The 15489-nt window shown below is 42.6% G+C and carries 13 protein-coding genes; 8 read left to right on the top strand and 5 right to left on the bottom strand.

Translation table 11 applies throughout. The features are described from left to right. The first annotated feature begins 383 nt into the window (after positions 1-383). Positions 384-644, top strand: coding sequence for a hypothetical protein (locus CXF83_RS18635; protein ID WP_101093031.1), 261 nt, complete (start codon positions 384-386; stop codon positions 642-644). A 448-nt stretch (positions 645-1092) separates the two neighbouring features. Here CXF83_RS18635 and CXF83_RS18640 read toward each other — a convergent pair whose 3' ends face one another. Next, complete coding sequence (locus tag CXF83_RS18640; protein ID WP_101093033.1) at positions 1093-1332, bottom strand: hypothetical protein; 240 nt, start codon at positions 1330-1332, stop codon at positions 1093-1095. Positions 1333-1787: 455 nt separating this feature from the next. Between CXF83_RS18640 and CXF83_RS18645 the strand changes: the two genes are divergently transcribed. Continuing rightward, positions 1788-1976: a hypothetical protein gene (locus tag CXF83_RS18645; protein ID WP_101093035.1), complete on the top strand. Its 189-nt coding sequence runs from the start codon at positions 1788-1790 to the stop codon at positions 1974-1976. A 64-nt stretch (positions 1977-2040) separates the two neighbouring features. Here the strand turns inward: CXF83_RS18645 and CXF83_RS22575 are convergent, their stop codons facing one another. After that, complete coding sequence (locus CXF83_RS22575) at positions 2041-2229, bottom strand: hypothetical protein (protein ID WP_157822940.1); 189 nt, start codon at positions 2227-2229, stop codon at positions 2041-2043. 147 nt (positions 2230-2376) lie between these two features. Here CXF83_RS22575 and gloA point away from each other — a divergent pair, with 147 nt between their 5' ends. The 3 genes from gloA to CXF83_RS18665 all read left to right on the top strand — a co-directional run bounded on the left by gloA (position 2377) and on the right by CXF83_RS18665 (position 4896). After that, positions 2377-2766, top strand: a complete 390-nt coding sequence (gene gloA, locus CXF83_RS18655; RefSeq protein ID WP_101093037.1) for a lactoylglutathione lyase — start codon at positions 2377-2379, stop codon at positions 2764-2766. Positions 2767-2770: 4 nt separating this feature from the next. Further along, the gene (locus CXF83_RS18660; protein WP_101093039.1) at positions 2771-3871 is read left to right on the top strand and encodes an alkene reductase; all 1101 of its coding nucleotides are present in this window, start codon (positions 2771-2773) and stop codon (positions 3869-3871) included. A 164-nt stretch (positions 3872-4035) separates the two neighbouring features. Further along, the gene (locus tag CXF83_RS18665; RefSeq protein WP_101093041.1) at positions 4036-4896 is read left to right on the top strand and encodes a DMT family transporter; all 861 of its coding nucleotides are present in this window, start codon (positions 4036-4038) and stop codon (positions 4894-4896) included. Between the two features lie 97 nt (positions 4897-4993). Here CXF83_RS18665 and CXF83_RS18670 read toward each other — a convergent pair whose 3' ends face one another. Continuing rightward, positions 4994-7282, bottom strand: a complete 2289-nt coding sequence (locus CXF83_RS18670) for a TonB-dependent receptor domain-containing protein (protein ID WP_232775145.1) — start codon at positions 7280-7282, stop codon at positions 4994-4996. 479 nt (positions 7283-7761) lie between these two features. On the opposite strand from CXF83_RS18670, the gene CXF83_RS18675 reads away from it, so the two are divergent. The 3 genes from CXF83_RS18675 to CXF83_RS18685 are packed head-to-tail and all read left to right on the top strand — an operon-like array spanning position 7762 to position 12429. After that, positions 7762-10560, top strand: coding sequence for a xanthine dehydrogenase family protein molybdopterin-binding subunit (locus tag CXF83_RS18675; protein ID WP_101093043.1), 2799 nt, complete (start codon positions 7762-7764; stop codon positions 10558-10560). Further along, positions 10557-11090 (top strand): (2Fe-2S)-binding protein, encoded by a 534-nt coding sequence (locus CXF83_RS18680; protein ID WP_101093045.1) that lies wholly within the window; start codon positions 10557-10559, stop codon positions 11088-11090. The genes CXF83_RS18675 and CXF83_RS18680 overlap by 4 nt, the downstream gene beginning before the upstream one ends. A 7-nt stretch (positions 11091-11097) precedes the next feature. Next, entirely contained in the window at positions 11098-12429 is a 1332-nt protein-coding gene (locus CXF83_RS18685) for a cytochrome c (protein ID WP_101093047.1), read from the top strand. A 116-nt stretch (positions 12430-12545) separates the two neighbouring features. Here CXF83_RS18685 and norW read toward each other — a convergent pair whose 3' ends face one another. Beyond that, complete coding sequence (gene norW, locus CXF83_RS18690; RefSeq protein ID WP_101093049.1) at positions 12546-13706, bottom strand: NADH:flavorubredoxin reductase NorW; 1161 nt, start codon at positions 13704-13706, stop codon at positions 12546-12548. 23 nt (positions 13707-13729) lie between these two features. After that, a complete protein-coding gene (norV, locus tag CXF83_RS18695) occupies positions 13730-15241 on the bottom strand; it encodes an anaerobic nitric oxide reductase flavorubredoxin (RefSeq protein WP_101093051.1) in 1512 nt (503 codons plus the stop codon). Positions 15242-15489: the final 248 nt, after the last annotated feature.

Below are 15489 nucleotides of genomic sequence, written 5' to 3' on the forward strand. Positions count from 1 at the left end.
GGTCACTAAGCCATCTCTATAGCTCACCAACCAGAATGCATCAACAAGCACCTCAGTCCCTGTTAACACCTACTAACCCAATGACAGTGGTTAATCGTAGGTCTCGTAAATGGAAAAATAACATAACTAACGACCTTCTACATTTGCTAATACCTTTTGATATCGTGAATGAAGCTTGCTTATAAGAACCCCAAAGAGCTTCGCTGGACTAGAGACATAACCGTCTTAACCAGTCAACTGACTCTTATAAGCCTTATCTATGCCCTCTGCGGGCCAGGTTTGTTAAATACTAGGTTTACACTATATTTGTTCTGAAGCAGCCATTTCCTTTTAACAAATTAATCAACAATTAGTGTTTCCTCCCCTCACCTATTTGACTTTATTTGCAACAGGACCTTCTGAAAAAGCTTTTACTAGCTTGCCTTTTCCTAGCTTATCTCTTTACTCAATCAACTGAACTTAATTCAATTGAAAGCTTACTCGTTGCTAATGACTTGCCATATTTTTTAGAAAAAGAGCAAGCTGTCCAACGTACTAATGATTTAAAAAAAGCTGTCGATGACATTGATGAAAAATTAGATAATGGTACAACGCAGTTAGAGCTGCAAAAAATAGCAATCATAAACTGTCTAGACACGGTATGACTGTTTTTTTACTGGAGCTTAACCAAGCACCATGCATTTGATCTTGAGGCAAATATTGGTGATGGTCGCCAGAACTATGTTGCGAGCTATACCTACAAATACTGATAACTCTGACTAGATTTAGACCTTAAGCATTTAAGCTATGATGCCTAGAATCTGGCTTTCTAAAGCCTAGCATTTCCCTTTATTGCTCAGACTAGATCAAAAAGGCAAACCATCAGGTTCACCTTTTGTCTTTCTCATAATTAAAAATCTTGAACCTATTGTCGATGCGATTGCAGTGAGTTTTGCAGATGTTTTCTGTGGTATTACAGCTCAGTAAACGAGCCAACGATAAACTATTACGACTAATCGCTCATCTACTCCCATTCAACATAAAGCCGATATAACGCCCTATGCTCTATCATAGGTGGTATACGCTAGATCCATTTCATAAATCAAAACAAGCCTAATCTTGTTGCTTTTGCTGCTCTAATTCTCTTCTAACGAGAATAAACGTCAGATACATTTTTGTTGGCAATGACAGCACCATACCAAAAGCGATGCACATTGCACTGATAATGATGCCATTGACTCCCATCGCCTCTACTGACGCACTAAAGTTATGGCAATAGATCCCCAGCAAGATGAGTAGCACGCCAAGAGTAATACAGGTTTTTAGCAGTAAAATAAGCTTTGCATCCGCCACTCGTCCCCCTTATATAAGTATTATCCCATACGCTAATATTGAATTGATTCGACATGCAACGTGTTGACTCAGATCAAAGTAGAATAAGTGGCATTTAATTAAATAGCCGCTGTAATAGCGTAGGCTAAAGCCCCCACTTATGGCGACAAATCTAACTGTAGCGCAATAATCTCAGTAAAGAAGTACATATCGCTACGATGCCAACCACTCAACACCGTTTCATCTTTTTTTAATGTGAAAGTCTATTCAATTAGATTTTAATGTTGCTGAGATCCGTCATCAGAATCGCTAATCACATTGGCTTTGATTTAGATCAATGAGCGCCTACGCCTTTTCAGGTCATATAAGAGTGAGCTAAGTCACAAACGTAGATTTCCGTTACACCGCAAGGCTCACGCAATTAATGACTTTATCTCTTTTAACAATAACTGAAACGTAACATTTAGAGGTGCACGATGGAACTATTACCAAATTGTTATACCGATCTTTGTGTCAATGGAAAATGGTTCCACTATGATCATGGCGCAAGCTCAGTGTTCATGCTCAATGGTAGCAAGCCACTCTCTTTTGAATTGAACTGCCTTCCTAAAACTGAAGATGAGTTGGAAATGCATTTAAGCCATATTTCGAACAGCCTGATATAAATTCGGCTGTCTTTATCTGCACCGATAACATCAAGCGGTTGGCTTCAACGAGTAAGCTAAACGGTTAGGCTAAAAAAATTAAACGACTCACACCTTTAACGAATGGGCCACCTATGGCCTTTTTCTGTTTGATTTGACTGTCGCTTTCAAACCATTCAAACCATTCAAACCATTCAAACCATTCAAACCATTCAAACCATTCAAACCATTCAAACCATTCAAACCATTCAAACCATTCAAAAACAATATTCATAAAAAATAATTATTAAATCAATAATTATTGATAATTTTATGTTTACATTAATTCGCTATAAACTCTGTACATCGAAAATAAATCATCAAACCGCGCAACTCATACTGTTCACGTTCAAGTTCGGTGAGGCGTTTCAAAAGGCAATATATGAAGTTTTTACACACCATGTTAAGAGTCACAGACCTTGAGACATCCATCGAGTTTTATACCAAGGTATTGGGTATGAAAGTACTAGAAAGAACAGACAACAGTGAGTACCGCTACACCTTGGTCTTTGTCGGGTACGAGGCTCAAGCCGATAGCACCACGATTGAGCTGACCTTTAACTGGGACACTAATGAGTACGAGATGGGCAACGCATTTGGTCATATTGCACTTGGTGTTGAAGACATTTATGCCGCGTGTACCAAGATTAAAGCACTGGGTGGCAATGTCACTCGTGAAGCCGGTCCCGTAAAAGGCGGCAATACTCATATCGCCTTCATAACCGATCCAGACGGTTACCAAATTGAACTCATTCAAGTTTCAGGAGAATAACTCTATGACTAATGCACTATTTCAACCAATCCAACTGGGTAAACTTGCGCTAAAAAACCGTATTGTTATGCCGCCGATGACTCGCTCTCGCGCTAGCCAACCTGGTAATGTCGCCAACCAAATGATGGCTGAGTATTATGCACAAAGAGCATCTGCCGGACTTATCGTTGCCGAAGGCACGCAAATTTCTGCAAATGGTCAAGGTTATGCATGGACACCTGGTATTTACAGCCCTGAGCAAATTACCGGCTGGAAGCTAGTGACTGATGCAGTGCACGCTAAAGAGGGCAAGATTTTTGCGCAGTTATGGCATGTTGGCCGAGTTACTCACCCTGACAACATTGGCGGTGAGCAACCTATTTCATCTTCAGCACATGCAGCTAAAAACGTAAAAGTATTTATCGATAATGGCACTGACGCACCAGGCTTTGTTGATGTTGTTGAGCCACGCGCCATGACTAAAGCCGATATTGAACAGGTCGTTGGTCAATATCGTCAAGCGGCACTCAATGCTATTGAAGCAGGTTTTGATGGCATTGAACTGCACGCTGCAAATGGTTACTTGATCAACCAGTTTATTGATTCTGAAGCTAATCTTCGCACCGACGAGTACGGTGGTTCAATTGAAAACAGATTACGCTTTATGGCCGAAGTTGTTGCAGCGATGACTGATGCTATTGGCGCCGATCGCGTCGGTGTCCGTCTTGCTCCATTCACCTCACTCAACGGCACTGTTGATGCGACACCGGTTGAAACTTATACTGCTGCTGCTGCAATGCTCAATACACTCAATGTGGTTTACATCCACATTGCAGAAGTTGACTGGGACGATGCACCTGAAACTCCAAAAGAGTTTAAACCTGCAGTGCGCGCTGCATACCAAGGTGTGCTCATTTATGCGGGTCGTTACAACAGTGATAAAGGGGCAAAAGCGATTGAAGATGGCGTGACCGATATGGTTGGCTTTGGCCGTCCATTTGTGGCAAATCCGGATCTGCCAAATCGTATTAAAAATGGCTACCCATTAGCGCCTCACGATCCAAATACCCTGTTTGGTGGCACAGAGCAAGGATTAACGGACTATATAGAGTACAATCCGAGCTAAACCGCTTGTAGATTATTGGCCAGAGAGTATCTCCCGAAGCCATAATCTATCACAAGGTCTGCAAACGATACCCTACGGTTATGCACTGTGATGAATAGCGCTCGTAGGGTTAATACGTTACCTCCCAACATATTGTTCAAGAAGCAGAAACTGAAAGAATAACAATGAGAATACCAGCGCTGCGTGGAGAGATATTATTGTTGCTTGCGACCTTGCTTGCAGCTGTGGGTTGGATAGCCTCAAAACGTATCATTTTAGAAGTGCCTGGTGAGACGTTCATCACCGCACGTTTTCTACTTGCCAGTCTCATTTTACTGCCATTCTGTTACCAACGCATTCTCACTCTTACCCTTAAACAAGTTGCCTCAGTTTGTGCTGTAGGACTTATTTTAGCGGCCTCTGTTCAAGTGTGGGTACACGCAGTATTTATCTCCAATACGCTAGCGGAAGGGGCTTTCATTATGAGTTTGGCGATGATTATTGCGCCAATCACCTCATGGTTACTGTTCCAAATAAGACCGAACCGTGCCTTTTGGATAGCTTTACCGATTGCCATTAGCGGCATGACATTGTTAACACTAGCCAATGGTTGGCAGGTAGAGCCTAGCCAATGGTATTTCCTGCTAGCATCGGCGTTACTGTCACTGCATTTTGTATTTAATAAAAAAATCCTAACCAGCATCAATCCACTGACCTCTATCTGCTTACAGTTGTTTATGGTCGGCATTAGCGGTGCATTTTCGGTCTTATTAACCTCCCCTGAAGCATTTGAGATCAACCGCGATATTATATTCTGGTTTGCTATTTCAACAGTGATCGCGACTGTCCTGCGTTATCTCATGCAAACCATCGGACAGTTTTCAGTGAAAATTGAAACGGCGTCGTTGATTATGATCTTGGAGCCTATCTGGACACTGATATTAAGTATGAGTGTGCTTGGGGAGGTTATAGAGACACAAAAGCTCATCGGCGGTGGCATTATTTTTTTATCATTGTTTGTCTACATCAAGTTGTCAAAAAGATAACCGCCAAATCGATTGGTTATTTTTTAAAGACGCAATTAAAGTCAATAAAGGCCACTAATGTGACCTTTATTTAACACACTCTAAAACGATACTTTCGCTAGAATTTATACGCCACACTAACGCGAACATCTCTGCCAGCAGCCGCTACGCCATCGGCCATGTAAGGCTTGTAGTACTGGTTAGTAATATTCTTGACCGTAAGGTAGGCTTCCCAGTTATCCAATGCGCCAGACTCGCCAGTAAACGCCACATAAAAGTCCTGCAAGAAATACGCATCAGTGGCTTGATCCGTTCTAAAGCTACTTTTAGTCGGCATCTCATCTTCAGACTTACTGTCGTACCACTTACCACGCCAAGCAACCATTACGTCACTCGTCAGATAATATCCCAGCTTTAGTCCAATATTGGTCGGCGCTAAATCAGCCAGGTACTCATCTTCACCCGTTGAGTCCTTTAAGCTGCCATCGTGCTTGCCCTCTATATAAGAGGCGTCTAAATCTGCGAATAGATCTTGGTAGCGATAATTTAATACCAAGTCGACACCTTGATTGTAGTATCCGCCAAGATTGGTGTTGTAGCCTTGAGCTTGTTCTACAGAGTTAACCCCAGAGCGCTTAGCCACATCATTCTCGCCTTTGTGGTAGTACAAGGTTATTTGAGTTGATAACGTGTCGCTATTAGCAAACAAGTCATGATTAAGCTGGGTCAACCCTAACTTATAGGCGTGTAAACGCTCAACCTCTAGATCACGGCTTGAGGTGATAGCCTTACTGGCCTTGGCATATTGCACCGTATAAATATCATCAATGACTGGCGCCTGTAATGTATAGGCGTAATCAAAGTAGAGCTGGGTCTGTTCAGTTAAGGCGTAATGAACACCTAATCGCGGTGAGAGTCCCGAGTGTGAAACTGCGCTGTAGTCATGGCCTGCGGCTAAATCATTATAATCAGACGCCAAGTTTCCCTTACCTTCACTACGAATATAGTCATATCTAACGGATGGTTTAACCGTTAGAGCATCATTAACTTGGTAACTTAATTTGGCATAAACGCTTGAGGTTTGCTGCTTACCGCTGGGCTGATAATACGGCGTATACAGACCAAAGTTTTTCGCTTCTTTCTTCTCATAGGTTTTATTATAAACCAGAGAGTCACGGTCTGAACTTAAGTACTGCAAGCCGATTAATAAGCTGTGGTCGCCGAACCAGCTGGTGTTATTGATATCGACAAAAGAGCGTTTGTAGTTGAGCCAAGACTCATGGCCAAAGTTACCCACCGAGACATACATCTTTTCCCATGCGATATCAGGGCGTACCCAATGACGCTGATTCTCACTGGTTGAAACGACCAACTGAGTATCAATCAAATCATTGTCTGGTGTATAACGATAGTTCAACGAGTAATTCGTATCTTCGTAAATATTGTGAGCCGTTGTTGCGTAAAGCGCTGTTTTATAATCACCATACTTTTTAATATTGTAATCACTGATATTCGGCATTTGACCACGGCGATTAGCCCACGGCTTTTGGCCTTCATCGGTATAATCGGTCATCGATAAAGACAATAAATGTGAACCATAATCAAAATCTAACTTCGCTAATAGGCTATTTTGACGATAACCTGAGTAACTAAATTTAGCTTCATTGCCCATATCATATTCAACGGGCTCGCCCTCATCAGCAATATTCCCCCCCAAAACTCCATTACCTAAAGTGGTATCGTTAGCGTCTCGATAGGTGTAATTAACAATGGCAGACAGATGGCGGTTAAACTGACCATATAAGCTCACTAAACTACGCTTTTCATCGTCATTATCGCTATAACCTGCTTTAACTCTTGCGCCAAAATGCTCTCCAGTATCCAAAAAGTCTTCCGCACTTTTACTGGTTACATACATAGAGCCACCAAAACCGCCGTTGCCTGAACGAACATCGTGAGCCCCTTTAATCACCTCAACCTGTTTAATTAGGTCCGGGTCGATAAAGAAAGAGCCATAGCGGTATTGCTCAAAACCCAACGGTGCATTATCTAAGTAGAGGTTCAAATCCTCCACAGCGCCAAAGCCCCAAACATTAATTCGTTCGCCACCAGAACGGGTTCCACCATCAATGTTAACCCCGGGAAGTTGATCGACCAACTCAGCAAATTGTGAAGACTGCTGCTCCTCAACCTCTTTCATGGTAATCACAGCTTCACCCGGAGGTGTTAATTTTAAACCACGACGATATGACCTGCCGGTAACTTCAATAATCTCAATTGCATCAACCTTAGGCTCGCCTAATACTTGATTCATTGAGCGAGAACTGCCTTCTTCAACCCTTTGTTGTAGATGTTGATCCGTTTGCGCATATACATGCGACTGAACAGATAGAGATAAAAAAGACAATAAAAACAGCTTAATAGAACGTGACAGCACCAGGATATACTCATGAGGATGTAAGATGGCGGCAGTATAAAGAAAAAACACCCAAATGATAATGATTATCAACTGCAATTTACATTTGAAATAATTGTGTTACCAAAACACCCGATTTGAACTCATATTTTACAAAATAAACACAAAGTTAAAGTTCATGTTTTATCTGCGAGCGCATCCCCAATTACGTATCGGCAATTGACCACAGGCAAAATACAGCCCCTTTAAGCAACCAAGCCTAACACTATGAATTCCTACATTAGACATCCACATACTGCTGTATGTTGAACCTAAAGAATTTATCAATATAGTATTAAAATTAGACTATCATCTTACTAGTATCGCTTGCCTATTTAGGTGTTGATTACACTTAACATTAACACTCTAATCGATGGCAACAAGGATGAAATTACGGCGTCATACCTTCAATTTGTACGTTAGGATCATAGATGAAAAAACTTAAGCAAACTCGTAGAGACTTTATTAAAACGGTCGTTATTGCGGGGGTCAGTGTTTACTTCTCACCGCTTGTCAGTGCCAATAGTCGAGAGCAAGAGTACTTATATAAGCCAAAAAAACCATGGGCTAGTGGGGGTAAGGCTAAATTTAGGGTTGATGCAATTCAGAAGGTTACCGGTGAAAAAGTGTTTGCTCGCGACTTTAGAGCAAAAGACTTTGACCTCTGGCCTGATAAGCAGTGGCACGGATACATTGTGTGTGCAACGGTGGCTGATCGTACATTTGAGAGTATCGATTTATCTTTTTTAGAGAAACAACCCACTAAAGTTATTTTGGCCGAAGATCTCGCTAAAAATGACGTCAAACTCCCCCCTTTTCATGGTGAAGAGATGTTACTAACCAAAGGGAGTGTCGCCCACTTTATTGGCCATCCGGTGGCGATTCTATTGTTTGATGAGTTTGATGACTTTAACGCCGCGAAATCACGCTTAGATTTCAATCCAGATGTACTCAAATTTGGCGATAAAACAGAACTTTATCAGAGAAATCCCTATGCATCATGGCGTGTGGTACGCATAGCAAAAGAGAGAAATGATTCAAGCGATGTTTTTTCCCCCTTCCAAGATGGGCTATTTTTCCCCGCCTATCAGTTAAGACAACCCAAATGGCCTAGGGAACGTAATATAGGAGGAACCCTAGGTGAAAAAGGGATGTATTACGCGGATACAATCCAACAAGATCTATTAAAAACAAATATTCATGTCGTTGAAAAGCAATTTCAAACACAAATTGTTGAGCCGATGATGCTCGAGCCAGAAGCCGCTAATATCTGGTTTGATCAAGCGACTCAGACCGTACACGGTACCGTTACCTGCCAAGATCCAAGCGACTTTACCGAAATGGCAGTACATCTGCTAAAACAGAGCAAACAAGCTAAAGATATTAAAAGTATCGTGCTTTATTCAGGATTTGTTGGCGGCGGATTCGGTGCAAAAGACCACTCAGTATTCCCTTATTATGCCCTTGTCGCTAGCCTATTTTCCGATGGTAATCCGATTAGAATCGCCAATGACCGCTATCAACAGTTCCAGTCCGGTCTTAAACGTCATCCCTTTAAAATCAACAACCGTTTAGGGATCAATAAAGACACCTTAAAAATTGAAGCATTAACCTCTGTATGTGATGTGGATGGGGGCGGAAGAGAAAACTTCAGTGCCAGCGTAGCCTCTGCTGGTATGTCTGCAATGCAGGGCGTGTTTTATATTCCAAAAAGTGATTTACAAGCAACCGCTTATCACTCAAGGAATGTCACATCAGGCTCAATGCGAGGTTATGGCTCGACACAATGTATGCCAGTGGTCGATCTCATGATAGGACAGGCTGCCGCAGAGTTAAATGTAGATCCGTTTGAGCTTAGACGCAGAAACCTATTACACACTGATGATCTTAATACTCAAGGAGCCGAAATTGCAGGTGAGCTGCGCTATCGCGAAATTTTAGATAAAGCAGAGCAACATCCTATCTGGAAGAATCGAGCGGCTAACAAACACACTTTTGAAACCAACAACCCAAACAAAACATTTGGTGTCGGCTATTCATTGCTTTCTAAGAATTATGGCACGGGCAATGTTGGCCCTAATGCGGCAGTCAACCTGCTGGAGTCCGGCGAAATTGTTTTAGAAATTGAATATATGGAGATGGGCAGCGGCGCTCAAACCAGCCAAGGGTTATTAACCGATAAGTTCTTTGGCCAAGCAGCTGATGAAGTGCAAGTTGCTGTTACTGAGACTTGGAAAGCATTGCAACTGTTTGAAACAGACAACCCCTATACCATCAGTCAAGAGAAGCAAGATAAGATGTCTAAAGACCCACTCTGGACACCCGTAAAGCTGATGGCAAGTAGTGCATCCGATTCCGCTACTTTTCAAACCGAAGCAACCAAAGGAGCCTGTGCGGTCGTCTATCAATACGGGATTTTGCCTGCGGCGCGTACATTGTGGAAACTCGATAAAAACAGCGACCTTTCCGCAGCAACATGGCAAGACGGACAATTCACCCAAGCAGGTTACCCCAACTTACCTTTGGCGTTACTGGCATCAACTGCACACCACCTTGGGTTAGTTACAGGTTGTGTGGCACATACGGTAAACCGCTGGGCTTGGACTGAAGCAGAGTTCACCATTGAAGGTCATACCCAAGTACATTCGTTAGATGCATTAGCGGTTCGCTATGGTAACGGCGCTAATAGCGCTAAAACACAGTTGATGGATAATTTAGGCTATCACCTCATTAAACGTAATTGGGTGAAATACCCAAGCACTCAATATAACAACGCCATGGTGACCTATTACGCTCCCTGTGATTGTCTAGTAGAGCTCAGCGTTGATAAGTACAGTGGAAAGGTCGATATTCTCCGCACTCACAGTGTACTCGATGCTGGCCCCGTGATCTCAAAGCCTATCGTCGAGGGACAAATTCAAGGCGGACTCGCCATGGGGATAGGCCATGTTTTACATGAGTATTTACCACCATTTGAAGATGGCCCAGGTAACGGACGTTGGAATTTGAATCGTTATCACGTGCCACTAGCTAGAGATCTCAGCGTATGGGACATGACACTTGAAATCCTGCCATCAAATGACAGTTCAGAGCGACCTAAAGGGATCGCCGAAGTGGTGATGTTACCCGTGATTTCCGCAGTTCAAGATGCAATATTTAATGCGATTGGCGAACGCTTCGACCACACCCCTATTACCGCTGAACAAATAAAGTCGAGGTTAAGTGTATGAGCAAAAGCACCGTTAATTTCATCCTAAATGGTAAACAAATCGGCCCTATTGCTGTCGATCAAAATACCATGATGATCCAGTTTCTACATGAGCACTTAAACTTAACCGGCACTAAATTTGGTTGCGGTGCAGGGATATGCCATGCCTGCGTGATCTTAGAGAAAACGGCTACTGGGCATGTGACCCATCGAACCTGTATTAATGGCGTAGGGTCATTTAATGGTAAGAACTTGATGACGGTAGAAGGTCATGCACGAATTGATGTGAAGACCCAAGAGCTTGAGTTACATCCGGTGCAACAAGCTTTTATCGAACACTTCTCTTTCCAATGTGGTTGGTGTACATCGGGCTTTGTTAATGAAGCCATCGGTTATTACGAATCACTAAAACAAAATCCAGTTAAAAAGTCTGAGCTACGATCTTCAATTGAAGCCTCACTGGCTGAACATGTATGTCGCTGTACAGGCTACGTTAAATACTATGAGGCAATAGAGGATCTTATATTGTCTCAACCAGAACTTGTTCGATAAGGATGTTATGAAAAAGCTCATTATTATCGGTTTGGCTTTGGGTCTAGCCGCGATCATTTTTATCTATCTTGGTAGCGGTAAATTAGCCAATGTCGCAAGTGCAGTTCATCAAAGTGAGGCCGTAGACTTAATCGTTGAGCGTGGCCGACAAGTCGCCATTGAAAGTGATTGTGTTGCTTGCCATACAGGCCCCAGTGGCGCGCCATTTGCCGGAGGCGTGGCGTTTGATTCACCATTCGGAATGATCTATTCAACCAATATTACCCCTGATAAACAATACGGCATTGGGCTTTACCAACGTGAAGATTTTTATCGGGCTGTAAAATGGGGTTACTCAAGTAAGGTCGGCAACTTGTACCCTGCTATGCCATTCACTTCGTACCGGAAATTAAATGATAAAGATCTTGATGCACTGTGGGCTTATTTCCAGTCCATTAAGCCGATTGCAGAGCCTAACAGTGCTAATGATCTTATCTTCCCAGCCAACATTCGCTTTTTCTTAGGAGGCTGGAACCAACTCTTTTTTGAAGACTCCGACTTTAGCCCCGACAGCAACCGCAGCAAACAATGGAACAAGGGTAAGTATTTTGTCGAGGCTGCAGGACACTGCGGTGAGTGCCACACGCCGAGAAACCTATTGTTTGCGATGCAACCCAGTAAAGCACTACAAGGTGAATTTTTGGAAGGTTGGCAGGCGGGTGATATCACCGCTAAAGAGCTAAATTCACAGGGCTGGAACGCTAAAGATCTGGTTGATCTGCTAAAAATGGGTGAGTCTCGAATGGGCTCAACCTACGAGAATATGTATTTGGTCGTTAACCATAGTTTGAGTCACATGCCTAATGAAGACTTAGCTGCTATATCCGGCTATTTACTGGATAAAGATCAGGTCTCGATTGCAGAAGTTGATGGCTCTAGTGATCTTAAAATGGCTAAGCGAGTGTATTTAAGCCAAGAGGATAAAACACTTTCAGGCTATCAAACCTATGTTGATTATTGCGCAGGTTGTCATGGTTTAGATGGCTTAGGAAAACCCGAAGCCGTGGTGGCCTTAAATCAAAATAGCGCCTTTACCGCCCAATCGCCGTACAACTCTATCGCCGTTATTCTGCGAGGCTTGCCCAGTAAACGTCAAAGCCAAACCAGAGGCGTGGTGTCGATGTCATCTTTCAATGCACAAGTATCAGATCAGCAAGTGGCTGAGCTCGTTAACTTTGCAAGACAAGTTTGGGGAGCACAAAAGGATGCAAAAGTTGATAATGATATGGTCAAAGAGATTAGAGAAAAATTGGATACAGAGGGTTATTTGAATCATCTACAGATGAAAAAATCGGATTAGAAGCTTTAACGTTATTCCAAAAAAAACGAACCTAACGGTTCGTTTTTTTGATCTCGCTAGCCAAATCCAAATAGACACACTTGAGCTTGCGTATGATAAATATCTATCCTATTTGATTAAGTAGCCGATACTTTTCTTAGCAGTGAAAAAGCCTGTTTGGCATTTTCATTGGTCACCACAAACCCTGTCATATTATTTTGATCATCATATGCTTCTGCCGTCACGCCTTGTTTATCAAAGCCCACTTTCCATGATGAATCAGTATTAAACCTGCCGCCGACTTGGATCGGATATGACGGTGTTTTCACTTTCACCATCATCGCTGGGAATGTCAGTTGTGATGCTTGACCAAGTAACTGCTTAGCAAGCGCATTGGCACTCAAAATAATAGGTTGTAAATAAGCCATAACCTTGCCGTTAATCTCGGCGCAATCACCAAGGGCGTAAACATTGTTGGCAGATGATTGTAGCTTTTCATCCACTACAATACCGCGATTAACCTTAATACCCGCCTGCTGCGCTAAGTCGGTATTCGGTCGTAAACCCGCTGCAGAGATAACGCAATCGACAGTAAATACTTTACCCGCTTTAGTGGTAACCAGCATAGCTTGCTTGCCCTCTTCAGCTTTTGCGTTAATTTGCTCTATTGTGGTGACGTAGTCGTTAAGCTCGAGTGTCATTCCACCATCACGCAAAGGCTGTTCAAGCTTCAATGCGACAAAATCTGGTGCTACATTTGCGAGTAATCGACTATTAGGTTCAACAACAATCACCTTTTTGCCGCTCGTTTGTAGATCCATAGCCAGCTCAGCACCAATTAAGCCGCCGCCCATTATCAATATGCGATTAGCCGTGGTTAGCTTTTTCTGTGAAGCTCGGTACTCAGATAAACTGTTTAGAGTGACAATATCCACTGCAGCATCGCCTTTTATTGGCGGTACAAACGTGGTTGCGCCTGTTGCAAAGACTAGCTTAGAATATTGATAACTCTGCCCATTAGCTAACAGAGATTGCGTTTTAGTATCAACTTGTTCCACCCGTGTGTTGGCAAATAATTCAACCTGATACTGCGCAGCAAAGTCAGCTGCAGACAAGGTGATTAATGCATTTGCATCCTGCTGCTTGGAAAATACATGGCTTAAATCTGGCTTGTTGTATTCATCACCTTCATCAGCGGTAAAAACCTGAATAGGCAAACTAACATCTTGCCTGCGTATGTTCTTTATTAACTGATAGGCGGCGAAACCACTGCCAATGATTACAATCGGTGCTGTCATTACTACTTCCTCAAATACGTCGACTAAACCTTGTGTGCAATAAACACGTCTTTTCCCAAGTTACACTCAGGACAGAGGAAGTACTCAGGAACATCAGACCAAGGAGTACCGGGTTCAATTTCTTGGTTTGGCTCACCAATAGCCGGATCGTAAACCCAATTACACACGGTACAAATCATACATTGGCAATCAGAATCATGCTCAGCATCTTTGTTATTGGCAACCGCTGCTTGCTGTGGTTGCTCAGACAAGCTGGCTACAGGCTTATTAGCTTCAGCTTTCTCATCCACAGCTACAGCCTTAGCAAATTGATTTATAGCAGGCGCATCGACCAATGGATGTAACGCCCACTGCTTAGCAATTTGACGGCCATGTTCACGGCATTCTCGCATCGCATTCCCATCTGGACGCCACTTAGTTTTCAAGCTAAGGGCCGTTTCGAAACCCGCGTCCATTAAGCGAGTTTGAATACGATCGACCGCACCGCCGCTCCAACCATAACTGCCGAACGCAGCGGCTTTTTTACCTTTAAATCTTAAGCCGGTGATCTCTTCAAGCATGCCTGCAATTTTTGGCATCATCACATTGTTCATTGTCGATGAACCTACCAATAAACCCTTTGATCGGAAGGTATGCGATAAAATTTCGTTCTTATCATGCTTTGAGACATTAAAGACTTTTACCGCTACGCCAGGGTCCACATCATGGATACCTTGAGCAATGGCATCAGCCATCATGCGTGTGTTGTTCGACATTGAATCGTAAAAGATGGTGATCTTATCTTCTTGATAACTATCAGCCCACTCAAGGTATTGATGAATGATCTGCGTAGGGTTGTCACGCCAAACGATACCGTGAGAAGTAGCAATCATGTCCACAGGTACATTAAAGCTTAATACTTCGTGGATCTTAGCGGTCACCAGGCTGCTAAATGGAGTTAAGATATTTGCGTAATAGCGAAGACACTGCTCCTTAAGCTCATTCTGGTCCACTTCATCGTTAAATAGATGCTCGTCGCAGTAATGCTGGCCAAAGGCATCGTTACTAAATAACACCGCGTCCTCGGTCATGTAAGTCATCATACTGTCAGGCCAATGCAGCATAGGTGCTTCAATGAAGATGAGTTTCTTACCATTGCCGATATCTACGCTATCACCCGTTTTAACAATTTTAAAGTTCCACTCTGGATGGTGGTAGTGACCTACAATCGAATCAACAGCCGCTTCGGTGCAATAAATGGGCGTGCCGGGGATTTTTTCCAGTAATGCGGTTAATGCGCCGGAGTGATCTTCTTCCGCATGGTTCATCACGATAAAATCGATAGTATTAAGATCAATTTCCATCTCTAAATTTTGCACAAACTGATGACTAAAACGATGATCAACAGTATCTATTAATACTGTCTTCTCTTCACGGATGAGGTAACTGTTATAGCTCGTGCCTCTGGTCATCTTATATTCAGTACCATGGAAGTCTTGCACTTCCCAATCGCGTTGACCGACCCAATGAATGTTGTTTTTCACATGAATTGTCATTAGTTACACCCTAAAATATTAAATAAATTAAATCTTCTACTTGAGTAATTGCACTAACTATGCCAAAAAGTTAATTCATTGAAATAATTAGATAATGACAAAACCAATTCTAATAGAAGTGTAAATATGACAACGCGAACAAGTGTCAAATAAACACTATCAATGTCAAAAAGACAAGGTGATAATAGTCGCAATGACAGGCTAATAAAGAAGGGAATATCGCAGATAATGTCCATTTAGACAGAGTA

This window comes from Shewanella sp. Choline-02u-19, from assembly GCF_002836205.1.
Taxonomy (GTDB): Bacteria; Pseudomonadota; Gammaproteobacteria; order Enterobacterales; family Shewanellaceae; genus Shewanella.